We start from the raw sequence: 22,878 nt of genomic DNA on the forward strand, positions 1-22,878 counted from the left end.
CCCTATCCCGCCAGCAGGCGGTCGAGATCTCCCGCCCGGTCAAGGTCATAAAGATCGTCGCAGCCGCCGACATGGGTCCCGCCGATGAAGATCTGCGGCACGGTATGGCCGCCATCGGCCCGCTCCATCATCTGCTGGCGCAGGCCCGGATCGGCGGTCACGTCGATTTCGGCATAGGACACGCCCTTGCCGTCGAGCAGCCGCTTGGCGGCATGGCAGTAGCCGCAACTGGACGTCGTGTAGATTTCAACCGTTTGCATGAGGGCTCCTGAGGTTTTGGCGAGACTATAGGTTTTCAGTCGGCTTTCGCAACGCGGGCCAGAACCAGCACCCGCACCTCGGCGGCGCCGGAGGCCAGACAGGCCGCGGCCGCGGCACCAAGCGTCGCGCCCGAGGTCATCACGTCGTCGATCAGCAACACCGTCCGGCCATGAAGCCTGCCGCGATGGCGCGGCCCGACCGCGATCGCTCCGGCCTGATTGGCGGCACGGGCCTCGGCTGTCATGCCTTCCTGAGGGCGGGTGGCCCGCAGCCGGACCAGCAGGTCGGGGCAATGCTCGGCCCCGGCGCCCTCGGCCACGCCTTGCGACAGCAGCGCCGACTGGTTGTAGCGCCGCCGCAGAAGCCGCCAGCGATGCAGCGGCACCGGCGCGACCAGCATCCCCGGAACGAGGATCGGTCGCCCGGCGCGCAGCATCCAGCCCGCCGCCGCCCGCGCCAGATCGGTCCGGTCGCCATGCTTGAAGGCCAGCACCAGCCCGCGCGCCCGGCCGCGATACAACAATGCCGCCCGCCCCCGCGCCCAGGGCCGGGGCGCGGACAGGCAGTCATCGCACCAGACCGGCTCCTCCGCCTCCTCGCCGGGCAAAGGCAGCCCGCAGGCGTCGCAGACCAGACCGGTCACGAAGTCGAGCTCGCCCCAGCAGCGGGCGCAAAGCGCGTGGTCGCGCTCGACCGGCTCGCCGCAGGCCACACAGCGCGGCGGGTAGATGAGTCGCATCGCGCTTTGCAACATCGTCCCGGTCCCCTACATAGCGCCGGGCAACCCGCCGGAGCCAAGATGACCCGACCGCCCGACCTGACCGACCGCCACGCCCTTGCGCTGCACCGCGCCCGGGCCCTGAAGGCGGGGCCCGCCCTGTTCCTGCACGAGGCGGCGGCCGACGAGATCAAGGAGAGGCTGATCGAGGTTAACAGAACCTTTACGGCCCCGGCCGTGGTCACGCCTTTCGCCGAAGCCTGGCAGGGGCACCTGCCCGGGGCACGTGTCGTTCCGGCCGAAGAGACGCTCGATCTGGCCCCCGGCGCGCACGATCTCGTGATCCATGCCCTGGCCCTGCACTGGGCCAATGATCCGGTCGGCCAGCTGATCCAGTGCCGCCGTGCGCTGAAGCCCGACGGGTTTTTCCTCGGAGTTCTGTTCGGCGGCAACAGCCTGCAGGAGCTGCGCAGGGCCTTGGCCGAGGCCGAGTCGGCAACGCTGGGCGGGCTTTCGCCCCGGGTGCTGCCGATGGCCGAGATCCGCGATCTGGGCGCCCTTCTGCAACGCGCGGGCCTTGCCCTTCCCGTGGCGGATTGCGTAGAGATGTCAGTTACTTACAAAACCGCCTACCACCTGATGCGCGATCTTCGCGCGATGGGAGAGACCAATGCCCTGGCCGCGCGCCACCGTCGTGCCGCACCGCGCGCTCTGTTCGCCGAAGCCGCCCGGCGCTATGCGGAATTCCATACCATGCCGGATGGCCGCATCCCCGCGACCGTCGAAATGATCTACCTTACCGGGTGGGCGCCTGCCGAAACCCAACCGCAAGCATTGAAACCCGGCTCGGCGCGCATGCGCCTGGCCGATGCGCTGAACCGGACCGCACCCGCCACCGGCGAGCGCAACGGCGGTGGTTCCGATTGACCCGCGTTGGAATCCGTATATTTCCGGGAGGATTCAGAGTTTGAGGCTCGACAGAAGCGATACCGGGACCGAGAAAATGTTCGATTCCAAAGAGGGCGGCTCCAGCTCCGCGACCTCCGGCCTGACAGAGGCCCGGCCCCTGCACGGGCCCGAAGACCACCCGCCGGTTCCCCCCGCGCGGATCGGCGTTCTGCTGGCCAATCTCGGCACCCCGGACGGCTATGATTACTGGTCGATGCGGCGCTACCTGAACGAATTTCTCTCGGACAAGCGGGTGATCGACTATTCGCCCTGGATCTGGCAGCCGCTCCTGCAACTGGTGGTGCTGACCAAGCGTCCCTTCGCCTCGGGCGAGAACTACCAGTCGATCTGGAATCACGAGGCCGACGAAAGCCCGCTGATGACGATCACCAAGGCCCAGACCGCCAAGCTCGAGGCCGAGCTGAAAGCGGCCTATGGCGACCGCGTGGTGGTCGATTACTGCATGCGCTACGGCAATCCCTCGACCCGGGCCAAGGTCCGCTCGATGCTGAAGAAGGGCTGCCAGAAGATCCTGTTCTTCCCGCTTTACCCGCAATATTCCGGCACCACCTCGGCCACCGCCTGCGACAGCTTCTTCAAGGCGCTGATGGACGAGAAATGGCAGCCCGACGTGCGCACCGTCAGCACCTATTTCGACAACCCGCATTACATCTCGGCGCTGGCCGCCTCGGTCGAGCGGGCCTATGCCGAGGCCGAGCACGAACCCGACATCCTGGTCTGTTCCTATCACGGCGTGCCGCAGCGCTATCTGACCGAGGGCGACCCCTATCACTGCCATTGCCTGAAGACGACGCGGCTGCTGAAGGAGCGACTCGGCTGGGATGACAGCCGCATCACCACCACCTTCCAGTCGCGCTTCGGCCCCGAGGAATGGCTGCAGCCCTATACCGTCGAGGAAGTTGCGCGGCTGGCAAAATCCGGCAAGAAGCGGATCGCGGTGATCGCGCCTGCCTTCTCGGCCGACTGCATCGAAACGCTTGAAGAGATCAACGAGGAGATCTGCGAGAGCTTCGAAGAGGCGGGCGGCGAGAAATTCACCTATATTCCCTGCCTGAACGATGACGACGCCCATATCCGGGCGCTGAGCGAGATCGTGAAGGTCAATCTGCGCGGCTGGGCCGACTGAGGCCCGCGCGACCCGGCATCCGGGTCAGGACGCGAATGCCCGGCGACCGAACAGGGACGGCGGGCAAGGACAGGAACAACGGAATCGGCAAAGAAAAAAGGCGGTGGCACGCGGCCACCGCCTTTTCCCGTCCTTTCGGACCGATCGATCTCAGTTCGACGCGACAGCGGCGACGAGGATCAGGGCCAGAAGCGGCACGAGCACGCCTTGGGCCGAGGACGAGGTGTCTTGGACGATCACTTCCGGCTCGATCACGGGCTCGGAATAGCCGCCGGCGAAGGCGGTCGAGGCGGTCGCGGCAAAGGCGGCGGCGAGGGCGAGTTTCTTCATCTGTCTCTCCTGTAACAGCAGCGCAGTGGTTTTTCTCTGCGCGGCATCCTACACATGTAATTACTCTTTAAGGGATGGGCCCGGATTTTAGCAATCGGCCGGAACGGCTTGGCCGCAAGACATCGGCGGATGTCGTCAAATTAGCAACACCTGAGTGCCCACCTTGGCGAGACCGAAAAGCTCGGCGATGTCCTCGTTGAAAAGACCGATGCAACCATTCGACGAACGCCGCCCGATCTTGCGGGTGTCATGGGTGCCGTGGATCCGGTAATAGGTCCAGCTCAGATAGAGAGCATGCGTTCCCAGAGGGTTTTCCGGGCCCGGCGGCACGAAGTCCGGCCATTCCGGATTGCGCTGCTTCATCGCCGGGGTCGGCCGCCAGCTGGGGCCCTCGACCTTGCGCACGACGCTGGTGCGCCCGAGCCGGGTAAGGTCCTCGGACAGCGGCACCGAGGTCGGGTACAGCTTGTAGATCGTGCCGTCCTCGGACCAGAAATGCAGCGCCCGCGACTTGATGTCGACCAGGATCGCGCCGTTGTTCAGGCTCGAGAAATAAGGGCGCCAGTCGAGGGCCCTGAAGCTCGAGATGTTGCGGCGCACCATGTCGGTGAGCTCGGGTTCCATCTCGGTGGTATTGGCCAGGGCCGGTCCGGCAGTTACGGCCAGGGCCGTCCCGGCAAGGAAGTTGCGGCGGGTGAGGCCGCGGATCGAACGGGTCGTCATCTTGCGCTCCGCATGTCGCGTCATTTCTGGCAGTCCGGTGCGACCATAAGGTCACGCTCCGGTCTGGGCAATTCAATCCGGCGTCAAGACCGGCGGATCGTCGCGCGAAGCGTTTGAACAGGCATCCCTAAGCCGCTAAAGACCGAAGGAACGTCTCTTGGGGTTTTTCTTATGATACGATCGGCTCTGGGCCTTGTGGCCGTTCTCTTAGCGCTCTCTGCCTGCACGACCGGAAACGAGGTCCGGATCGGACCGGATGGAAAGCCTCTGCCGCAGGTCTACCGGATCTCGCGCACCGACCAGGGCAAGATCCAGTACCGGATGCTCGACTCGATCAACGCGCTGCGCCAGGCGCGCGGGATCGCGCCGCTTGAACTCGATTCCCGGCTGAACGCGGCCGCGGCCACTCATTCGCGCGACATGTCGGTGCAGAACCGGCCCTGGCATTTCGGCTCGGACGGGTCCTCGCCGCTCGAACGCGTGGCGCGGGCTGGCTATCCGGGCCAGCTGCGTGGCGAGGATATCTCGGAAACCTACGAGACCGAGCTCGAGACGCTGGCCGCCTGGATGGAGGAATCCGATACCCGGAACGTCATCCTCGATCCGCAGGCGACAGATCTGGGCTTCGCCTTCTATCAGGAAATGAACGGCAAGATCTGGTGGACGCTGGTCACCGGCAAGCGCGAGGCAGCCGGGTCCGACGCCTGATCGCGGCGTCCCGAGGCGGGGCGGAGACGGCCCCGCCGCCTTCATCCCGCCGTCCCCGTCCCGGCGCCGCGGTCACGGGAAGATGTCGATCACCGTCCCGTCGCGCACCATCGCATAGATGTCTTCCATCTCGCTGTCGCTCACGGCGATGCAGCCCGCCGTCCAGTCATCCTTGCGGCGGCGGTTTTCCTTCGCCCGGCCATGGATGAAGATGTCGCCGCCGGGCTTCATGCCCAGCGCCTTCGCGGTCTCGATATCGGCCTCGTTCGGGTAGTCGATCCCGACCGACAAGTGATACCGGCTGTTGGGGTTGCGGCGGTCGATGTGATAGCGCCCCTCGGGCGTCTTGCCGTCTCCCTCGACCTGTTTCGGTCCCGCGGGCGCATATCCCAGCGAAATCGGATAGGCCTTGAGCACCTGATCGTGATGCAGCAGGTACATCATCCGCTGGCCCTTCATCACCACGACACGGGTGACCTTGGGGCCGTCATAGGTCTTGAATTTCGAACTGCAGCCCGCAAGGGCCGCCATGGCGGTCAGCGTCAGAAACGCGCGTCGGTCGATCATGTGGGTCTGCTCGCGCCCTTGGTGTTTTGGCATAGTCTAGCCGATACGTCCGCGCTCAGAAAGCCGGTTCAGCGCGAGAACTGCGCCACCAGCTCGACATGGCCCGACCAGCGGAACTGATCGACCGGCTGCACCCAGTCGATCCGGAATCCGCTGGAACAGAGCCTTTTCGCATCGCGGGCGAAGGTCACCGGATTGCAGGACACCATCGCCACACGGGCCAGATCCGACCCGGCGATCTCGGTGCATTGCGCCTCGGCCCCCGCGCGCGGCGGGTCGATCGCCACCGCCTCGAACCGGGACAGCTCGGAGGCCAGAAGCGGGCGGCGGAAGAGGTCGCGGACTTCGGTCGTCACCCGTTTCAGCCCCGGCGTGCCGCGCCAGCCACGGTCGAGCGCGGCCAGCATCGGCGCCGATCCCTCGACCGCATGGACCTCGGCGGTGGCGGCCAGCGGCAGCGCGAAGGTGCCGCAGCCCGCGAACAGATCGGCCACCGACCGCACCTGGCCCAGCGCCGCGCCGACCGCCTGCGTCAAGGCCGCCTGCCCGGCCTCGGTCGCCTGCAGGAAGGCGCCCGCGGGCGGCACCACATGGGCGCGCCCCATCGCCTGCCGCGGCGGCCGCCGCTCGGCCAGCTGCTCGCCGTTCCAGCTCAGCCGCGCCAGATCATGGGTCTCGGCAAGCGCCGCCAGATCCATCCGGAGCGCGGTATCGAGCGGCTTTGCATCGGTCACCGCCATGTCGACCCCGTCTTCCGAACGGGTCAGCGCGATCACCAGCGCGCCCTTGCGCGAGGCACCTAGGACGGTCGCGGCCTCGCAGGCAGGGAAAGCCGCCATCAGGTCGGGATGCAGCAGACGACAGTCGGGGATCTCGACCAGCACCTCCGAGGCGCGGGCATGAAAGCCGACCAGCGCGCCCTTCCTGGTCCGCCGCCCGGCCAGCACCGCACGGCGGCGGCTGGCGGGGGGCGAGGTCAGGATCGGCCGCAGCGGCGCCTCGAGCCCCTGCCCGGCCAGCGCCCGGTCGACCACCTGCGTCTTCCAGCCCGCCACGAAGGCGTCCGAGCCGTGCTGCAGCGCGCAGCCGCCGCAGGAGGCGAAATGCCGGCAGGGCGGCCGCACCCGCTCGGCCACCGGCGTCACGATCTGCGGCCGGGCGATGCGGCCATCCTCGGGCACGCCCTCGATCTCTTCGCCGGGCAGAGCCAGTGCCACGGTCAGACCGTCCGCCGTTAGCCCCTCGCCGCGCAGCGACAGCCGTTCCACCAGATGACTCATTCCGCCGCCTCCGTGCCGATGAAGCCCCCCGATTGCCGCGCCCAGAACCGCGCGTAAAGCCCGTCTTTCGCCAGCAACTCGGAATGGCTGCCATCCTCGGCGATGCGGCCGTCCTCCAGCACCACGATCCGGTCCATATGGGCGATGGTCGACAGCCGGTGGGCGATGGCGATCACGGTCTTGCCCTCCATCACCCGGTAAAGCGTTTCCTGGATCACCGCCTCGACCTCGGAATCGAGCGCGGAGGTCGCCTCGTCCAGCACCAGGATCGGCGCGTCCTTCAGGATCGCCCGGGCCAGCGCCACCCGCTGCCGCTGGCCGCCAGAAAGCTTGACGCCCCGCTCGCCGACATGGGCGTCATAGCCTCGGCGCCCCTCCGGATCCTTCAGATCGAGGATGAACTCATGCGCCTCGGCCCGTTTCGCCGCCGCGATCATCTCTTCCTCGCCGGCCTCGGGACGGCCATAGAGGATGTTCTCGCGCACCGAACGATGCATCAGGCTGGCATCCTGACCGACCATGCCGATCTGCCGGCGCAGGCTTTCCTGGGTGACGCGGGCAATGTCCTGACCATCGATCAGGATCTGCCCGCCCTCGGAATCGTAGAACCGCAAAAGCAGCTTGACGAGGGTCGTTTTCCCGGCCCCCGAGCGGCCCACAAGCCCGACCTTCTCGCCCGGCCTCAGGGCCAGGTCGATCCCGTCGAGCCCGCCCGTGCCGCGCCCGTAATGATGGGTCAGAGACCGGAACTCGACCCGTCCCTCGCGGAATTCCAGATCGGTCGCGTCGGGGGCGTCGACCAGCGCGATCGGCTGGGCGATGGTCTCCATCCCCTCGGCAACGACACCGAGCGAGCGGAAGAAGCTCGACATCGCCCACATGATCCAGCCGGTCATCGAGTTCAGCCGGAGCGTCAGAGCCGTCGCCGCCGCCACCACGCCGACGCTGGCCTGCCCCTGCATCCAGAGCGCGATGGCCCAGCCGACGACCCCGACGATCAGAAGCCCGTTCAGCACCACCAGCGCCACATCCATGGTGGTGATGATCCGCATCTCGGCCCCGAAGGCCTTGCGCAGCCCTTCGATCGCCTCGCGGGCATAGGTCAGTTCGCGGTCGTGATGGGCGAACATCTTGACCGAATGGATGTTGGTATAGGCATCGACCACCCGCCCGGTCAGGGTGCTTCTGGCATCCGAAGCGGCCTTCGAGGCCACTCCGACATTCTTCATGGTCCAGCGCACCAGCGCCGCGTAAAGCCCCAGCCAGATCAGCAAGGGCAGCATGAGCCGGAGATCGGCCTGACCCAGCAGCACCAGCGCGCCGCCGAAATAGGCCAGTGCATAGGCAATCGCATCGAAGATCTGGAACACCGCCTCGCCCGCCGCAGGCGGGGTCTGCATCTGCCGGTTGGCGATGCGGCCGGCGAAATCGTTCTCGAACCAACCGACCGACTGGCGCAACACATGGGAATGCGCCCGCCAGCGGATCAGCGCGCCGAAATTCGGCATGATCGCGTTGTTCAGCACCGCCGCGTCCAGAGCCTGTATCAGAGGCCGGAGGATCAGGATGAACAGCGCCAGACCGATCAACGCCGCGCCATGCTCGTGCCAGACCTGCTCGGGCGCGCCCGAAGACAGCATGTCGACCAGCCGCCCCATCACATCGATCAGCCAGATCTCGACGAAGGCGCTTAGCAGCGACAGAACCGCGGCCACCGCGAAGATCTTGCGGAAGGGCCACATATAGGTCGCCAGGAACGGCCATAGCCGGTTGGGCGGCGTGTCCGTCTGCGCATGGGGCGCATAGGGATCGATCAGGTTTTCGAAATACCGGAACATGAGATCAAGCCTTGCGGAAACTCGCCGCACTCTATCCTCGCCCCCGCTCCCGGGAAACCATGTTCCCGGCCCTAGTCGCCGCGCCCGGCCGAGGCGATCAGCGCGGCGCGATCCAGCCCGAAATCCGACGCGATCCACTCCGCCTCGAGCCGCTTCAGCATCTGTCCCAGCGCGGGGCCGGACACCCGCGGCATCAGATCCGCGGCCGCGACCGGAAAGCGGGCCTGGGCGCCGCGCGCGATCTCGTCCCCGAGCCCCGGGGGCAGTTCCGTTCCCAGCGATGCCGCGCGCAGCAGGACCGCGTCCCGCGCAGCCTCGGACCCGATCCGATAGGCCAGAACCGCCGGCCCCTCGCCCGCCGCAGCCCCCTCGGCGAGCCGCCCGAGCCGCCTAGCCTCGGCCTTGCCAAGCCGCAACCGCCCGGCCACGTCCTCGCCGCCCAGCGCCGCCAGCCGCCGGATCGGATCGGGGCCAAGCCCCAGCCCGGCTTCGAGATGGATCATGACCGGCAGCGCCCGCGGATCGGCGCCCGGAAGGCTTCGCGCCAGAACGCCCGCTGCGGCCATCGCCGCAATGCTGGGCCCGGGATCGGGCGCAGCCAGAAGCTTCTTCAGCTCGGCGCCCAGCCTTTCGCGCGAAAGCGTCTCTATTCCGGCCGAATTCGCAGCACAGGCCGCCAGCCCCTCGGCGTCGAGCCCATTCGACGGATCGCCATACCAGGCATGGAACCGGAAGAAGCGCAGGATCCGCAGATAATCCTCGCGGATGCGGGCATCGGCATCGTCGATGAAGCGCAGCCGCCGCGCCCGCAGATCGGCCATGCCGCCCAGCGGGTCCAGCACCTCGCCCGCAGGCGTGGCGTAAAGCGCGTTCATGGTGAAGTCGCGGCGATGGGCGTCTTCCTCGGGGCTGTCGGCAAAGGCCACCACCGCCCGGCGCCCGAAGGTCTCGACGTCGCGGCGGAAGGTCGTCACCTCATGCGGCACCTGCCCGGCGATAACCGTCACCGTGCCATGCTCGAACCCGGTCGGCACCGCCTTCAGCCCGGCCGCCCTGGCCAGGTCCATCACCGTCCCGGGGCGCGCATCGGTGGCGATGTCGATATCGCTCACGGCCGCACCGAGCAGCGCGTTGCGCACGCAGCCGCCGACGAACAGCGCCCGGTATCCGGCCCCGGTCAGAAGCGCACAGACCGCCTGGGTGTGATCGGCGAAGAAGGCCTCGCCCGAGACCCGGATCACGCCGAGACCCGCTCGGCCAGGGCGCGCAGGATGCGCGCGGTCGCGCCCCAGATGTAATAGGGGCCGTAGGGCACGGTGTAGTAATAGCGCCGCTGGCCGCGCCACATCCGGGACTGGATCGAAAAGCGGGCCGGGTCGCTGACATGCGCGAAAGGCACGTCGAACACCTCGTCGACCTCGCCCGCCTCGGGGATACGCGGGAAATCCTCGGCAATCCGGCCCAGAACGGGGGTCACGGTAAAGCCGGTCACGGTCTCGTGCGGCGGCATCGTGCCGAGGATCTCGACGCCGGCCTCGGGCAGGCCGATCTCTTCGCGGGCCTCGCGGAGCGCCGCCCGGGGCGCATCCTCGCCCGGCTCGAGCTTGCCGCCGGGAAAGGCGATCTGGCCGGGATGATGCTTGAGCCGGGACGAGCGTTTCGTCAGCACCAGCCGGGTTCCGCCCGGCGCGGGCCAGAACGCCACCAGCACCGCCGCCGGGCGCAGCACCCGGCCCTCGGGCAGGACGAAACCGGGGTTCAGGTCATGATCCGAGGTCTCGCATCCCGGCCGGGCCAGCGCCGCGGCGAGCGCGTCGAACGGATCACTCGGCATCGGGGTCCTTCTCCGCCTCGAAGCCGAGCGTCGCCGGGTCAAGCTCGTAATGCGCGCCGCAGAACTGGCAATCGGCGGTGACGATGCCCTCGGGCGTCGTCATGTGACCGATATCCTTGGCCGAATAGATCGACAGGCTCTGCCGCACCCGGTCCTCGGAGCAGGTACAGCCGAACTGCACCCGCTGCGGGTCGAAGACGCGGGGCCGTTCCTCGTGAAACAGCCGCACCAGCAGGTCGGTCGGATGCACGCGCGGGCCGACCAGCTCGATTTCCTCGACCGTGTCGAGCAGGATATTGGCGCGGCTCCAGTTCTCGGCCTGATCGCCTTCCAGCATGTCCTCGGCCTGCAGCAGGCCCTCGTCGCCGCTGCCGCCCTCGGGGGTCTGCGGGATCGAGGCCTTGGGCATCATCTGCAGCATCACCCCGCCCGCGCGCCAATGCTCGTCCTTGTCCGCCCCGGGCAGGATCGCGCGGCCGAAGCTGAGCGCGAAACGGGTGGGAAGCTGTTCGGACTGCGCGAAATAGGTCTCTGCACAGGCCGAAAGCGAGCCTCCGGAGATCGGCGTGATGCCCTGATAGGGCACCGTTCCAGCGCCCTGGTCGAGCAGCACCGCGAAATAACCCTGACCGATCTGCGAAAACGGGTCGGCCCCGGCATCCAGCCGGTCCTCGTCGAAACTGGCATAGGCGCGGATCCGCGCCGGGGCACCGTCTTCGGTGGGCGCGTAGTAATCCGTCGCGATCAGCCGCGCCGGGCCGTCGCCGCGCACCTGCAGGCTGAGCTTCCAGCGCAGCTTGATGGTCTGGCCGATCAGCGCGGTCAGCAAGGCGGTCTCGGCCACCAGCGCCTCGATGGCGGGCGGGTAGTCATGTTGGGCCAGCACGCGGTCGAGCACGCCGTCTAGACGGGCGACCCGTCCGCGCACATCGCTGCGGTCAAGCTGGAAGGGCAGGACGGTATCGTCCCAGGCGATCTGCGATCCGATGGACATGGGGTTTCCTTGGGGTCTGGGCCTTGCCATACCCGCCTTATATAGAGGCGGAAAGGCAAGCACAAAGAGGCGGCGATGATCCGGAGATACGGCGAGGCGGCGCAACGCGACCGACGCTACAGGTTCCGGCCCGGCGCCTATGCGCTGCTCGAACGCGACGGGATGCTGCTGCTGACCCATCAACAGGCGCCGGTTCCGGAATACCAGCTTCCGGGCGGCGGCATCGATCCGGGCGAATCGCCGATCCAGGCGCTGCATCGCGAAGTCTTCGAGGAAACCGGCTGGCGGATCGCGCTGCGGCGCAGGCTGGGCGCGTTCCGCCGTTTCACCTTCATGCCCGAATACGAGATCTGGGCCGAGAAGCTCTGCACCGTCTATCTGGGCCGGCCCGTCCGCCCCCATGGCGCGCCGGGCGAGCCCGGCCATACCGCCGTCTGGATGCCGCCCGACCTGGCGCTCGGGCGGTTGGGCAATGCCGGCGACCGCGCGATGCTGCATCGCTGGCTGGCGCAGAGCAGCTAGCCGAACTCGAACAGGACCGCCGAGACGTCATCGGGAAACTCGTCTCGCCCGGCAAAGAAGGTCAGCCCCTCGCGGATCGCATCGAGAAAGGCCGGACCGCGGGCCGCGGCATGGGTCCCGATCAGGTGACGCAGCCCGTCATCGCCCAGTTGCGTCCCGTCCGGAGCCGGGCATTCGGTGATTCCGTCCGACACCATCAGCAGCCGGTCGCCGGGCCGCAGGCGAAGCTCGCAGCGCTCGAATGTGGCGCCCGGGATCAGCCCGAGCGGCAGCCCCCCCTCGCCGATGAAATCGAGGCCGCCATCGGGATGACACAGCACCGGATGCGGGTGGCCCGCCTGGACAAAGCGCATCTGCCCGGTATCGAGCGCCACGATGGCCAGCAGAAGCGTGAAGTAATGCTCGGTCTCGATATCCTCGAGGAACAGACGGTTGAGATGCGCGGCGACATCCTCGGGCGGTCGGGCGCGGTACTGCCCGCCAGGCGCAGGTTCCAGCGCGATGTTCTGGTCTGGCGAGCGCGACCCCAGAAGCCCGGCCAGACGCGCAGTCAGCATGGCCGAGCTGATGCCATGGCCCGAGACATCGGCCGAGAACAGCCCGACCTCGCCGGGACCGGCGGGAAAGAACCCGACCAGATCGCCACCGACATGGCCGCAGGGCCGCAACAGCAGCGACACTTCGGAGGCGCCGAACCGGCGGTGGCGTTCGGGAACCAGCGATTGCTGCAGCTTGCGCGCCTCGGCCAGATCGCGGTCGAGCGCGTCGTAGAATATGCGCAGCTCGGCCAGCGCATCGCTGAGCTGCCGGTTGTTCTCGCGCAGCTGATGTTCGGCCTTTAGGATACGTTCGCCCGAGGCGATACGGGCGCGCAGCTCGCTGGCATTGACCGGCTTGGTAAGGAATTCGTCGGCCCCGACATCGAGCCCGTGGATCATCTCGACGGTTTCGGATTTCGAGGTCAGCAGGATGAAATAGCCGTAGCTCTCGCGCGGCAGCGCCCGGAAGGCCCGGCAGAATTCGGGCCCGTCCATGCCCGGCATCATCCAGTCGCTGATGATCAGGTCGACCGGCCGCTCGCGGCAGATCGCAAGCGCCTCCTCGCCCGAACCGCATTCGACGACCTCATATCCCCAGCGTTCCAGCAAAGCGCGCAGAATGCGCCGCTGCAGGCGGCTGTCATCGACCAGAAGCACCAGCCGGACGAGGCTGGACCCGGTCGGGTCGAGAGGCTGTGACTCTGGTTGGGCGTTCACGGGAGTCCCCGTCCTGATCTGCACATGTTCATAGAGACGCCGACTTAACGCCCCATGAATGCGCGAATTCGACCAATCTGACCGGGTAGTTTCAGGCAGCCGTTAAGCCGTGTTCGTCAGCGTCTTCGCCCGGGGCGGATACGAGAAGCCGATGGAGCAGGTACGCCGATGGAGCAAGTACGATGATTAACTGGACCCGCGTTGACGAATTGCGTTGCGAAGTCGGCGAAGAGGCCTTCGCCGAGGTGCTGGAGCTTTTCCTCGAAGAGGTCGACGAGGTGATCGGTCGTCTGGACCCGGGGCGCGCCCCGGCCGATCTCGCGGCCGACCTGCATTTCGTGCGCGGCTCGGCGCTCAATCTCGGCTTCAGGGATTTCTGCAGGCGCTGCCAGGACGTCGAGCATCAGCTCGCGGAACGCGAAGATATCGATCTGGCCCCTTTGCTTGCGGCCTATGCCAGCGCCAAGGCCGAGCTTCTGGCCAAGGCCTGGATCCGGCGCGACGTCGCCTGAGCTTCCGGCCCCGGTCAGATCAGGAAATCGGCCAGCGTCGGATCGTCGGTAATGTCGCGATAGCTCAGGCCCTGAGCATCCATGCGCGCGAAAAGCGCGGCGAAGTTGCGCGCATCGGCGGTTTCGATCCCGATCAGGACAGTGCCGAAATTACGGGCCGATTTCTTGAGATACTCGAAGCGGGCAATATCGTCCTCCGGTCCCAGCAGGTCGAGAAAATCGCGCAATGCGCCCGGCCGCTGCGGCATCCGCAGAATGAAATACTTCTTCAGCCCGGAAAACCGCTGGGCGCGTTCCTTGACCTCGGGCAGCCGCTCGAAATCGAAATTCCCGCCCGAGGTGACGCAGATCACCGACTTGCCCGCGATCTCGTCGGCAAGCTGGGGCAACACGTCGACCGACATCGCGCCTGCGGGCTCGAGCACGATCCCCTCGACATTCAGCAATTCGAGGATGGTGGTGCAGATCCGGTCCTCGGGCGCGCAGAGCACCTGGGCCGGATCGATGCCGCGAAGCCGGTCGAAGGTCCGCGCCCCGATCCGCGCCACCGCCGCGCCGTCGACGAAGGTGTCGACCTTCGGCAGCGTCACCGGCGCGCCCTCGGCCAGCGCCGCAGTCAGCGAGGCGCCGCCCACCGGCTCGACAAAGCGGAAGCCGATCTCGGGCGCGGTCTCGCGCAGGAACGACACCACGCCGGCCGCAAGACCGCCGCCGCCCACCGGCAGGATCACCATGTCGGGTGTGTGATAGAGCACCGACATCATCTCGACCGCGACCGAAGCCTGGCCCTCGATCACGTCCTCGTCGTCGAAGGGAGCGAGGAAATGACCGCCCGCCTCGCGGCAATACTCCTGGGCCGAGGCCAGCGTGTCGTCGAAATAATCGCCGGTCAGCCGGATCTCGATATTGTCGCCGCCGAAGACCCTCGTCTTGCCGATCTTCTGTTGGGGTGTCGTCACCGGCATGAAGATCACGCCCCGCACCCCGAAATGGCGGCAGGCAAAGGCCACGCCCTGGGCATGGTTGCCCGCGCTCGCACAGACGAAGACCGGCGCCTCGGGCGCACCCGCCAGCACCTTGCGCATGGCGTTGAAGGCCCCGCGCAGCTTGTAGGAGCGCACCGGGCTGAGATCTTCGCGCTTGAGCCAGATATCGGCCTTGTAGCGCTCGGACAGATGCAGGTTGTGCTGCAGCGGTGTGGGCGGGAACAGCGCGCGCATCGCCTTTTCGGCAGCACGCGCCTTTTCGGCGAAATCGGTCATGGCGCAGCATTGGCGCGGATCGGCGCCGGGTGCAAGCGGCGCCGAAGCCCGCAAATCGCGGGTTCCCTTGCCCTGTCGGCGGAAAAGGGCTATCCGCCGCGCGTTGTCCGACAGTCGAAAGGTGGCTCCATGTCCACGCCGAAATCCGCGCCCAAGAAAGTTGTCCTGGCCTATTCGGGGGGGCTCGACACCTCGATCATCCTGAAATGGCTGCAAACCGAATATGGTTGCGAGGTCGTCACCTTCACCGCCGATCTCGGTCAGGGCGAAGAACTGGAGCCCGCCCGCAAGAAGGCCGAGATGATGGGCGCCTCCGAGATCTTCATCGAGGATCTGCGCGAGGAATTCGTCCGCGACTTCGTGTTCCCGATGTTCCGGGCCAACGCGGTCTATGAGGGGCTGTACCTCCTGGGCACCTCGATCGCGCGTCCGCTGATCTCGAAACGGCTGATCGAGATCGCCGAGGCGACCGGCGCCGATGCCGTAGCCCATGGCGCCACCGGCAAGGGCAACGACCAGGTGCGCTTCGAACTGGCCGCCTATGCGCTGAACCCCGATATCAAGGTCATCGCCCCCTGGCGCGAATGGAACCTGACCAGCCGCACCAAGCTGCTGGACTTCGCCGAACAGAACCAGATCCCGATTGCCAAGGACAAGCGCGGCGAGGCCCCCTTCTCGGTCGATGCGAACCTTCTGCACACCTCCTCCGAGGGCAAGGTTCTCGAAAACCCCGCCGAGGACGCGCCCGATTATGTCTATCAGCGCACGGTCAACCCCGAGGACGCGCCGAACGAGCCCGAATACATCGAAGTGACCTTCGAGAAGGGCGACGCGGTCGCGATCAATGGCGAGGCGATGTCGCCTGCGACCATTCTGACGAAGCTGAACGAGCTGGGCGGCAAGCACGGCATCGGCCGGCTCGATCTGGTCGAGGGCCGCTTCGTCGGCATGAAGTCGCGCGGCATCTACGAGACCCCCGGCGGCACCGTCCTGCTGGAGGCCCATCGCGGCATCGAGCAGATCACGCTCGACCGCGGCGCGGCGCATCTGAAAGACGAGCTGATGCCGAAATATGCCGAGCTGATCTATAACGGCTTCTGGTTCAGCCCCGAACGCGAGATGCTGCAGGCGCTGATCGACAAGAGCCAGGAGCATGTCTCGGGCACCGTCCGGCTGAAGCTTTACAAGGGGTCGGCGCGCACCGTCGGCCGCTGGTCCGAGGCCTCTCTCTACTCCGAGAGCCATGTCACCTTCGAGGACGATGCGGGCGCCTATGACCAGAAGGACGCCGCCGGCTTCATTAAGCTGAACGCGCTGCGGCTGCGGCTGCTGGCGATGCGGAACCGCAAGCTCAAGGGCTGAGCCCCTCGCGGGACCGGCCCAACCGTGCCGGTCCCGCCTTCGTGACCTCACGCGCTTGTGGGTTTCACGGCCGATCTCCGGATGCCTATCCTCCGCCCCGAGACGGAAAAGGACGACAGGCCATGGCGATGTCCCTCAAGGCGATGAAACCGGTTCTGCTGATGCTGGCGCTCGTGCTCGGCTACATGGTCAAGGGCGGCAGGGCACAGGCCACAGAGCCCGAAACCGCGATCTTCGCGGGCGGCTGCTTCTGGTGCGTCGAGGCCGATTTCGAAAGCGTTCCGGGCGTGAGCGGGGTGGTCTCGGGCTATACCGGCGGCACCCTGGAAAACCCCACCTATCGCGATGTCTCGCATGGCGGCACCGGTCATTACGAGGCGGTCCGCATCACCTATGATCCGGAGCGGGTCAGCTATCCCGAACTCCTGTCGCTGTTCTTCCGGTCTGTCGATCCGACCGATCCGGGCGGGCAGTTCTGCGACCGCGGAGACAGCTATCGCACGGCTATTTTCGTCTCTGATCCGGCCGAAAGAGAGGCGGCAGAGGCCGCGAAGGCCGAGGCCCGGAGCGCCCTGTCGCAGGAGATCGTGACCCCGGTCCTCGAGGCCGGGCCGTTCTACGAGGCCGAGGCCTATCACCAGGACTACTACCGGCAGACCGGCCTGATCCTGACCCGGTTTGGACCGAAATCGAAGGCCGAGGCCTACAAGCTCTACCGCAAGGCCTGCGGCCGCGACGCCCGGGTCAAAGCCCTCTGGGGCGACGCGGCAGCCTTTTCAGGGTCCTGACGGCTCAGCCGACCTCGCAGGCGGCCAGCAAGGCCATGTTCAGGATGTCGTTGACCGTCGAGACCGTGGAGCAGATCTGGATCGGCTTCTCGACACCTGCGAGGATCGGACCGATCACCGTGGCCCCTGCCATTTCCTGCATCAGCTTGACCGAGATCGAGGCCGAATGCCGGGCCGGCACCACCAGCACATTGGCAGGCCCCGACAGGCGACAGAACGGATAGCGCGCCATCGCGGTCGGGTTCAGTGCCACATCGACCGTCATCTCGCCGTCGAATTCGAAATCGACACCGCGTTTGGCCAGCACCTCGGAGGCACGATGCATCTTGGTCGCCCGCTCGCTGACCGGATAGCCGAAGGTCGAGAAGCTGAGGAAGGCCACGCGCGGCTCGATGCCGAGGCCACGCGCCACTTCGGCCGCATGGACCGCGATATTGGCCAGATCCTCTTCCTCGGGCCATTCATGCACCAGCGTATCGGCGATGAAGACGATCTTGCCCTTGTGAAGAAGCGCGGTGACGCCGACCGCCCCGTCCTGGGCGCGGGCGTCGAAGACGTGGTTGATCAGCTCCAGCACATGGGCCGATTTCCGCGTCGCGCCGGTCACCAGCGCATCGCCATGGCCATGCGCCAGCATCAGCGCCGAGAACACATGCCGGTCGCGCGCGGCAAGCCGGTTGATGTCATGGGTGTCGAAGCCCTTGCGCTGCAGCCGTTGATAGAGGAACGCGCGATAGGACTCGAGATGGCGGGTATTGGCGGCATTGACCACCTCGATCTCGCGATAGGCATCGCCCAGACCGGCCTGTTCGAGCTTTTCCCTCACCTCGGCCTCGCGGCCGACGACGATGGCCTGGCCATAGCCCGCACGGTGATAGCCGACCGCGGCGCGCAGCACCCTCTCGTCATCGCCCTCGGCAAAGATCATGCGCGCCTGTGCGGCCTTGGCGCGCGCCGCGATCCCCGACAGGATCGAGGCGGTGGGATCCATCCGCGCCTTCAGCCGCTGTTCGTACTCGTCCATGTCGACGATGGGCCGCCGCGCCACGCCGGTATCCATCCCCGCGCGCGCCACCGCCGGCGGAATGGTATAGATCAGACGCGGATCGAAAGGCGTCGGAATGATGTAATCGCGCCCGAAGGTCAGTTTCTTGCCATAGGCCATGGCGACCTCGTCAGGCACATCCTCGCGCGCAAGTGCGGCCAGCGCCTCGGCGCAGGCGATCTTCATCTCGTCATTGATCGCCCGGGCATGGATGTCTAGCGCGCCGCGGAAGAGATAGGGAAAGCCCAGCACGTTGTTGACCTGGTTCGGATAGTCCGACCGGCCGGTCGCGACGATGGCATCGGGCCTGACCTCCTGCGCCTCTTCGGGCGTGATCTCGGGATCGGGATTCGCCATCGCGAAGATGACCGGGTTCTCGGCCATCGAGGCCACCATCCCGGGCGTCACCGCGCCCTTTGCGCTGACGCCCAGGAATACGTCGGCGCCCACCATCGCCTCTTCCAGCGTGCGGGCATCGGTATGGGCGGCATGGGCCGATTTCCACTGGTTCATGCCCTCGGTGCGGCCCTGATAGATCACACCCTTGGTATCGCAGGCGATGCAGTTGTCATGCTTCGCCCCCATCGACTTGACCAGTTCCAGGCAGGCGATCCCGGCCGCACCGGCGCCGTTCAGCACGATCCGGCATTCCTCGATCTTCTTGCCCGACAGGTGCAGCGCGTTGATCAGTCCCGCTGCGCAGATCACCGCGGTGCCGTGCTGGTCGTCATGGAAGACCGGAATGTCCATCTCTTCCTTGAGCCGCTGCTCGATGATGAAGCACTCGGGCGCCTTGATGTCCTCCAGGTTGATGCCGCCGAAGGTCGGCCCCATCAGCCGCACCGCCCGGATGATCTCTTCGGGGTCCTCGGTATCCAGCTCGATATCGACCGCGTTCACATCGGCAAAGCGCTTGAACAGGACCGACTTGCCCTCCATCACCGGCTTCGAGGCCAGCGCGCCCAGATTGCCCATGCCGAGGATCGCGGTGCCGTTCGAGATGACGGCGACCATGTTGCCCTTGCAGGTGTAGTCATAGGCGGTCTCGGGCGCATCGGCGATGGCCTGAACCGGCACCGCCACGCCCGGGCTGTAGGCCAGGCTGAGGTCGCGCTGGGTGGTCATGGGCTTGGTCGCCACGATCTCGTATTTCCCCGGCACGGGATCGATATGATAACTCAGCGCCTCTTCGGGGGTCGGGCGGGTCGTCTTGCTCAAGGCGCAGATCCTTATCTAACGGCGCGGAAGGCCGAAAACGCGGTCTTTCGCATCCCAGGTCAATCCGGTCACGCGGCTCGTATCCTCAAAGCGTTTGCACAGGCTTCGCTCGTTGAGGTGGCTGGACCAGGTTCGTAACGGAATTAGATGACTGTCCCCGAGGCCGTCAACAAGCACGAATTGGGGGACCCCGGCCCTCTGACCAAAAAGAATATTGCTCGGGCTCAGGTCATTCGCGCGAACGCGCCACGCAAAGATCCGCCGCACGAAATCGTTCAACAACTCCAGATGGTGCTCCTGGAACTCGTTGCGCAGGATCATCTCGCGCAGGCTGGTGCCCAGGTTTCCTTTCCCATCCGTGATCCGTTCCGCGATCATCCCCGGGCCCAGATCGGTCTGCACCAGACCCCGCAGCTCGACGATCGGCAGGGCGCCGGACTGGCCGGCCTGCGCCAGTTTGGCCGCCAGGTAGCATTTGTATTCGCGAAACAGGAAGCGATAGTTGGTCGAGGGCAAAAAGCGGCGCAGCAAGCGTTTGTACCAGGTCATGTTGGTGCCGCCCTCGCGGGGCAGAACCACCTTGACCACGACATCGGGATAGCCGTCGATGAGAAACAGCGCGCGCTTGTTGCCGCGTGCGACTTGCGGTTTGTCCCGCAGGATAAGGCGCTTTCGATTCAATAGCATACCGGTACCAAATTCATCGTCTCGCTGAGACCGCATGTACCTAACGGACTGACAGACCTGTCACAATATGGAACTGGCTCGCTCCTTCCGGGCGATGGCGCGACCAATCGCTCTTTTCCTCGGTTGTGACGTTCTCTAGGGTGCAGCAGGTCAGCCGAGGGAGAGATCGGGTGAGCGATACGCCCAGCACCGTGACGCCGATGATGGCGCAATATCTGGAAATCAAGCGCGCCCATCCGGGCGCGCTGCTGTTCTATCGGATGGGCGATTTCTACGAGATGTTCTTCGATGACGCCGTGGCTGCGGCCCAGGCGCTGGACATCGCGCTGACCAAGCGCGGCAAGCATCTGGGCGAGGACATCCCGATGTGCGGCGTACCCGTCCATGCCGCTGAAAGCTATCTGCTGACGCTGATCCGCAAGGGGTTCCGGGTCGCGGTCTGCGAACAGATGGAAGACCCGGCCGAGGCCAAGAAGCGCGGCTCGAAATCGGTCGTGAAGCGCGACGTGGTCAGGCTGGTCACGCCGGGCACGCTGACCGAGGAAACGCTGCTGGAGGCGCGGCGCCACAACTTCCTTGCCGCCTTCGCCGAGGTCAGGGGCGAGGCCGCGCTGGCCTGGGTCGACATCTCGACCGGCGCCTTTCGCACCATGGGCTGCCCGGGCGTGCGGCTGGGCGCCGAACTCGCACGTCTGGCCCCGCGCGAAGTGCTTCTGAACGAGGCAACAGAACGCGATTGGGCCGAGATAGTCTCTGAATCCGGCGCCTCGGTCACGCCGCTCTCGCGCGCGAGCTTCGACAGCAGCTCGGCCGAAACCCGTCTGACCGGGCTGTTCTCGGTGGGCACGCTCGAGGGCTTCGGCACCTTCTCGCGCGCCGAGCTGTCGGCGATGGGGGCGCTGGTCGACTATCTGGAGATCACCCAGAAGGGCAAGCTGCCGCTCCTGCGCCCGCCGGTGCGCGAGGCGATGGGCGGCACCATGCAGATCGACGCCGCGACCCGCCGCAATCTGGAACTGACCGCCAGCCTGTCCGGCGGCCGCGAGGGCAGCCTGCTGGCGGCCATCGACCGCAGCGTCACCGCCGCAGGCGCGCGGCTGCTGGAACGGCGGATCTCCAGCCCCTCGCGCGATCTGCCGACGATCCATGCCCGGCTCGCGGCGGTCCGGGCGCTGGTCGAGGATGCCGGGCTTTGCGCCGCCCTGCGCGACAGCCTGCGGAAATGCCCCGATATCGACCGGGCGCTGTCGCGGCTGGGGCTCGACCGGGGCGGGCCGCGGGATCTGGCGGCGATCCGCAACGGGCTGACCCAGGCCGCGGACGTGGCCGGGCTTCTGGACGACGGGCTGCCGCAAACGCTGAGCGATGCGCGGGCGGCGCTGACCGGGCATGACACGCTTTGCGATCTGCTCGACCGGGCTCTGGTGGCCGAACCGCCGCTGCTGGTCCGCGATGGCGGTTTCATCGCCACGGGCTTCGATACCGGGCTGGACGAGGCACGCACGCTGCGCGACGAGGGCCGTGGCGTGATCGCGCGGATGCAGGCGGGCTTTGCCGAAGAAACCGGGATTTCCTCACTGAAGATCAAGCACAACAACGTGCTGGGCTATTTCATCGAGGTCACCGCCACCCATGCCGAACGGATGCTGTCGCCGCCGCTGTCGGATACCTTCATCCACCGCCAGACCACGGCCAATGCGCTGCGCTTCACCACGGTCGAGCTGTCGGAACTGGAAACCCGCATCCTGAATGCCGGGAACCGGGCGCTGGAGATCGAAAAACGGCTCTATGACAGCCTGAAAGGCGCCATTCTTGACTGCGCGGGCCCGGTCGGTCAGGCCGCTGCGGCCCTGGCCGAGATCGACCTTGCGACCGGGCTTGCCGATCTGGCCCGGGGCGAGGACTGGTGCGAGCCGCTGGTCGATGACAGCCGCGCCTTTGACGTGGCGGGCGGACGTCACCCGGTGGTGGAACGCGCGCTGAGGCGTCAGGGCGGCGCCCCCTTCATCGCCAATGACTGCGATCTGGCCCAGGCCGGAAGCGGCGCCGCGATCTGGCTTCTGACCGGGCCCAACATGTCGGGCAAATCGACCTTCCTGCGGCAGAATGCGCTGATCGCGCTGCTGGCACAGGCGGGCAGCTTCGTGCCCGCCGCCTCGGCCCATATCGGATTGGTGTCGCAGCTTTTCAGCCGGGTCGGCGCCGCGGACGATCTGGCGCGCGGACGCTCGACCTTCATGGTCGAGATGGTCGAGACCGCCGCGATCCTCAATCAGGCCGACGACCGGGCGCTGGTGATCCTCGACGAGATCGGACGCGGCACCGCCACCTATGACGGGCTGTCCATCGCCTGGGCGACGCTCGAGCATCTGCATGACGCGAACCGCTGCCGCGCGCTCTTTGCCACCCATTACCACGAGATGACGGCGCTGACGCAAAAGCTCTCGGGCGTCGAAAACGCCACCGTTGCGGTGAAGGAATGGGAAGGCGACGTGATCTTCCTGCACGAGGTGCGCAAGGGCGCGGCGGACCGGTCCTACGGGGTGCAGGTGGCGCGGCTGGCGGGCCTGCCAGACAGTGTCGTCGAGCGCGCCCGGGTGGTGCTTGACGCGCTGGAACGGGGCGAACGCGAGGGCGGGCGGACGCCCTCTGCTCTGATCGACGATCTGCCGCTGTTCTCGGCCGCGGCGATCCCGCAACCGCCGAAGCCCGCGCCCGCAGGTCCCTCGCCTCTGGCAAACCGGCTGTCGGCGATCCATCCCGACGAGCTGAGCCCGCGCGAGGCGCTGGACCTGATCTACGAGCTGAAAGCGCTGGCAGAACCGGAATAGAGCCTTTTGCAAACAAGAACGCCCGACCGGTGGGTCGGGCGTTTCCC

22 protein-coding genes are annotated in these 22,878 nt (G+C 66.7%); 8 read left to right on the plus strand and 14 right to left on the minus strand.

Annotated elements, in window-relative coordinates; translation table 11 throughout:
• Positions 1-2: 2 nt before the first annotated feature.
• Positions 3-260, minus strand: coding sequence for a glutaredoxin 3 (gene grxC / locus ACK8CO_RS09230; RefSeq protein WP_080614781.1), 258 nt, complete (start codon positions 258-260; stop codon positions 3-5).
• Positions 261-295: 35 nt separating this feature from the next.
• Positions 296-1,000 carry a double zinc ribbon domain-containing protein gene (locus ACK8CO_RS09235; RefSeq protein ID WP_231119182.1) on the minus strand — a complete coding sequence of 235 codons (705 nt, stop codon included), beginning with the start codon at positions 998-1,000 and terminating at the stop codon, positions 296-298.
• A gap of 60 nt (positions 1,001-1,060) precedes the next feature.
• Between ACK8CO_RS09235 and ACK8CO_RS09240 the strand changes: the two genes are divergently transcribed.
• Positions 1,061-1,906 (plus strand): methyltransferase domain-containing protein, encoded by an 846-nt coding sequence (locus ACK8CO_RS09240; RefSeq protein ID WP_414898940.1) that lies wholly within the window; start codon positions 1,061-1,063, stop codon positions 1,904-1,906.
• A 76-nt stretch (positions 1,907-1,982) separates the two neighbouring features.
• Positions 1,983-3,074 (plus strand): ferrochelatase, encoded by a 1,092-nt coding sequence (gene hemH / locus ACK8CO_RS09245; protein WP_196774300.1) that lies wholly within the window; start codon positions 1,983-1,985, stop codon positions 3,072-3,074.
• A gap of 150 nt (positions 3,075-3,224) precedes the next feature.
• On the opposite strand, the gene ACK8CO_RS09250 is transcribed toward hemH, so the two are convergent.
• Positions 3,225-3,404, minus strand: a complete 180-nt coding sequence (locus tag ACK8CO_RS09250; protein WP_414898941.1) for a hypothetical protein — start codon at positions 3,402-3,404, stop codon at positions 3,225-3,227.
• 135 nt (positions 3,405-3,539) lie between these two features.
• Entirely contained in the window at positions 3,540-4,127 is a 588-nt protein-coding gene (locus ACK8CO_RS09255; RefSeq protein WP_080617888.1) for a L,D-transpeptidase, read from the minus strand.
• 171 nt (positions 4,128-4,298) lie between these two features.
• Here ACK8CO_RS09255 and ACK8CO_RS09260 point away from each other — a divergent pair, with 171 nt between their 5' ends.
• Positions 4,299-4,835, plus strand: coding sequence for a CAP domain-containing protein (locus ACK8CO_RS09260; protein WP_414898942.1), 537 nt, complete (start codon positions 4,299-4,301; stop codon positions 4,833-4,835).
• A 72-nt stretch (positions 4,836-4,907) separates the two neighbouring features.
• Here ACK8CO_RS09260 and ACK8CO_RS09265 read toward each other — a convergent pair whose 3' ends face one another.
• The 6 genes from ACK8CO_RS09265 to ACK8CO_RS09290 form a co-directional block, all read right to left on the minus strand.
• The gene (locus ACK8CO_RS09265; RefSeq protein ID WP_414898943.1) at positions 4,908-5,402 is read right to left on the minus strand and encodes a L,D-transpeptidase family protein; all 495 of its coding nucleotides are present in this window, start codon (positions 5,400-5,402) and stop codon (positions 4,908-4,910) included.
• A gap of 68 nt (positions 5,403-5,470) precedes the next feature.
• The gene (locus tag ACK8CO_RS09270; protein WP_414898944.1) at positions 5,471-6,682 is read right to left on the minus strand and encodes a class I SAM-dependent RNA methyltransferase; all 1,212 of its coding nucleotides are present in this window, start codon (positions 6,680-6,682) and stop codon (positions 5,471-5,473) included.
• On the minus strand, positions 6,679-8,520 hold the full coding sequence (locus ACK8CO_RS09275; RefSeq protein ID WP_414898945.1) for an ABC transporter ATP-binding protein: 1,842 nt from the start codon (positions 8,518-8,520) through the stop codon (positions 6,679-6,681). The genes ACK8CO_RS09270 and ACK8CO_RS09275 overlap by 4 nt, the downstream gene beginning before the upstream one ends.
• Positions 8,521-8,591: 71 nt before the next feature.
• On the minus strand, positions 8,592-9,758 hold the full coding sequence (locus ACK8CO_RS09280; protein ID WP_414899004.1) for a CCA tRNA nucleotidyltransferase: 1,167 nt from the start codon (positions 9,756-9,758) through the stop codon (positions 8,592-8,594).
• Entirely contained in the window at positions 9,758-10,354 is a 597-nt protein-coding gene (locus ACK8CO_RS09285) for an NUDIX hydrolase (RefSeq protein ID WP_202251597.1), read from the minus strand. Before ACK8CO_RS09285 ends, ACK8CO_RS09280 begins: the two co-directional genes overlap by 1 nt.
• Entirely contained in the window at positions 10,344-11,348 is a 1,005-nt protein-coding gene (locus ACK8CO_RS09290; RefSeq protein ID WP_042457881.1) for an Hsp33 family molecular chaperone HslO, read from the minus strand. Before ACK8CO_RS09290 ends, ACK8CO_RS09285 begins: the two co-directional genes overlap by 11 nt.
• Positions 11,349-11,423: 75 nt before the next feature.
• On the opposite strand from ACK8CO_RS09290, the gene ACK8CO_RS09295 reads away from it, so the two are divergent.
• Positions 11,424-11,870 carry an NUDIX hydrolase gene (locus tag ACK8CO_RS09295; protein ID WP_414898946.1) on the plus strand — a complete coding sequence of 149 codons (447 nt, stop codon included), beginning with the start codon at positions 11,424-11,426 and terminating at the stop codon, positions 11,868-11,870.
• On the opposite strand, the gene ACK8CO_RS09300 is transcribed toward ACK8CO_RS09295, so the two are convergent.
• On the minus strand, positions 11,867-13,126 hold the full coding sequence (locus ACK8CO_RS09300; protein ID WP_414898947.1) for a PP2C family protein-serine/threonine phosphatase: 1,260 nt from the start codon (positions 13,124-13,126) through the stop codon (positions 11,867-11,869). The two genes, ACK8CO_RS09295 and ACK8CO_RS09300, sit on opposite strands and share 4 nt — an antisense overlap.
• 182 nt (positions 13,127-13,308) lie before the next feature.
• On the opposite strand from ACK8CO_RS09300, the gene ACK8CO_RS09305 reads away from it, so the two are divergent.
• The gene (locus ACK8CO_RS09305) at positions 13,309-13,638 is read left to right on the plus strand and encodes an Hpt domain-containing protein (RefSeq protein WP_080614771.1); all 330 of its coding nucleotides are present in this window, start codon (positions 13,309-13,311) and stop codon (positions 13,636-13,638) included.
• A 14-nt stretch (positions 13,639-13,652) separates the two neighbouring features.
• Here ACK8CO_RS09305 and ilvA read toward each other — a convergent pair whose 3' ends face one another.
• Positions 13,653-14,900, minus strand: coding sequence for a threonine ammonia-lyase IlvA (ilvA, locus tag ACK8CO_RS09310; RefSeq protein ID WP_414898948.1), 1,248 nt, complete (start codon positions 14,898-14,900; stop codon positions 13,653-13,655).
• Positions 14,901-15,029: 129 nt separating this feature from the next.
• On the opposite strand from ilvA, the gene ACK8CO_RS09315 reads away from it, so the two are divergent.
• The gene (locus tag ACK8CO_RS09315; protein ID WP_414898949.1) at positions 15,030-16,262 is read left to right on the plus strand and encodes an argininosuccinate synthase; all 1,233 of its coding nucleotides are present in this window, start codon (positions 15,030-15,032) and stop codon (positions 16,260-16,262) included.
• A 161-nt stretch (positions 16,263-16,423) separates the two neighbouring features.
• On the plus strand, positions 16,424-17,050 hold the full coding sequence (gene msrA, locus ACK8CO_RS09320; protein ID WP_414899005.1) for a peptide-methionine (S)-S-oxide reductase MsrA: 627 nt from the start codon (positions 16,424-16,426) through the stop codon (positions 17,048-17,050).
• Between the two features lie 4 nt (positions 17,051-17,054).
• On the opposite strand, the gene ACK8CO_RS09325 is transcribed toward msrA, so the two are convergent.
• Both ACK8CO_RS09325 and ACK8CO_RS09330 read right to left on the minus strand, forming a co-directional pair.
• Positions 17,055-19,313 carry an NADP-dependent malic enzyme gene (locus ACK8CO_RS09325; RefSeq protein ID WP_080614768.1) on the minus strand — a complete coding sequence of 753 codons (2,259 nt, stop codon included), beginning with the start codon at positions 19,311-19,313 and terminating at the stop codon, positions 17,055-17,057.
• A 15-nt stretch (positions 19,314-19,328) separates the two neighbouring features.
• On the minus strand, positions 19,329-20,000 hold the full coding sequence (locus ACK8CO_RS09330; RefSeq protein WP_414898950.1) for a YrbL family protein: 672 nt from the start codon (positions 19,998-20,000) through the stop codon (positions 19,329-19,331).
• Positions 20,001-20,200: 200 nt separating this feature from the next.
• On the opposite strand from ACK8CO_RS09330, the gene mutS reads away from it, so the two are divergent.
• Positions 20,201-22,831, plus strand: a complete 2,631-nt coding sequence (gene mutS, locus ACK8CO_RS09335; protein WP_414899006.1) for a DNA mismatch repair protein MutS — start codon at positions 20,201-20,203, stop codon at positions 22,829-22,831.
• Positions 22,832-22,878 lie beyond the last annotated feature (47 nt).

It is taken from the genome of Rhodovulum sp. HP10 (assembly GCF_047553435.1).
In the GTDB taxonomy this organism is placed as follows: Bacteria; Pseudomonadota; Alphaproteobacteria; order Rhodobacterales; family Rhodobacteraceae; genus Rhodovulum.

What these genes read in the sequence shown, in the direction of transcription:
- ACK8CO_RS09250 (WP_414898941.1), bottom strand. Translation starts at nt 3,404, where the DNA reads ATGAAGAAACTCGCCCTCGCCGCCGCCTTTGCCGCGACCGCCTCGACC.
- ACK8CO_RS09255 (WP_080617888.1), bottom strand. Translation starts at nt 4,127, where the DNA reads ATGACGACCCGTTCGATCCGCGGCCTCACCCGCCGCAACTTCCTTGCC.
- ACK8CO_RS09235 (WP_231119182.1), bottom strand. Translation starts at nt 1,000, where the DNA reads ATGCGACTCATCTACCCGCCGCGCTGTGTGGCCTGCGGCGAGCCGGTC.
- ACK8CO_RS09260 (WP_414898942.1), top strand. Translation starts at nt 4,299, where the DNA reads ATGATACGATCGGCTCTGGGCCTTGTGGCCGTTCTCTTAGCGCTCTCT.
- msrA (WP_414899005.1), top strand. Translation starts at nt 16,424, where the DNA reads ATGCTGGCGCTCGTGCTCGGCTACATGGTCAAGGGCGGCAGGGCACAG.
- ACK8CO_RS09265 (WP_414898943.1), bottom strand. Translation starts at nt 5,402, where the DNA reads ATGATCGACCGACGCGCGTTTCTGACGCTGACCGCCATGGCGGCCCTT.
- ACK8CO_RS09275 (WP_414898945.1), bottom strand. Translation starts at nt 8,520, where the DNA reads ATGTTCCGGTATTTCGAAAACCTGATCGATCCCTATGCGCCCCATGCG.
- grxC (WP_080614781.1), bottom strand. Translation starts at nt 260, where the DNA reads ATGCAAACGGTTGAAATCTACACGACGTCCAGTTGCGGCTACTGCCAT.
- ACK8CO_RS09290 (WP_042457881.1), bottom strand. Translation starts at nt 11,348, where the DNA reads ATGTCCATCGGATCGCAGATCGCCTGGGACGATACCGTCCTGCCCTTC.
- ACK8CO_RS09305 (WP_080614771.1), top strand. Translation starts at nt 13,309, where the DNA reads ATGATTAACTGGACCCGCGTTGACGAATTGCGTTGCGAAGTCGGCGAA.
- ACK8CO_RS09285 (WP_202251597.1), bottom strand. Translation starts at nt 10,354, where the DNA reads ATGCCGAGTGATCCGTTCGACGCGCTCGCCGCGGCGCTGGCCCGGCCG.
- ilvA (WP_414898948.1), bottom strand. Translation starts at nt 14,900, where the DNA reads ATGACCGATTTCGCCGAAAAGGCGCGTGCTGCCGAAAAGGCGATGCGC.
- ACK8CO_RS09270 (WP_414898944.1), bottom strand. Translation starts at nt 6,682, where the DNA reads ATGAGTCATCTGGTGGAACGGCTGTCGCTGCGCGGCGAGGGGCTAACG.
- ACK8CO_RS09295 (WP_414898946.1), top strand. Translation starts at nt 11,424, where the DNA reads ATGATCCGGAGATACGGCGAGGCGGCGCAACGCGACCGACGCTACAGG.
- ACK8CO_RS09315 (WP_414898949.1), top strand. Translation starts at nt 15,030, where the DNA reads ATGTCCACGCCGAAATCCGCGCCCAAGAAAGTTGTCCTGGCCTATTCG.
- ACK8CO_RS09240 (WP_414898940.1), top strand. Translation starts at nt 1,061, where the DNA reads ATGACCCGACCGCCCGACCTGACCGACCGCCACGCCCTTGCGCTGCAC.
- hemH (WP_196774300.1), top strand. Translation starts at nt 1,983, where the DNA reads ATGTTCGATTCCAAAGAGGGCGGCTCCAGCTCCGCGACCTCCGGCCTG.
- mutS (WP_414899006.1), top strand. Translation starts at nt 20,201, where the DNA reads ATGATGGCGCAATATCTGGAAATCAAGCGCGCCCATCCGGGCGCGCTG.
- ACK8CO_RS09330 (WP_414898950.1), bottom strand. Translation starts at nt 20,000, where the DNA reads ATGCTATTGAATCGAAAGCGCCTTATCCTGCGGGACAAACCGCAAGTC.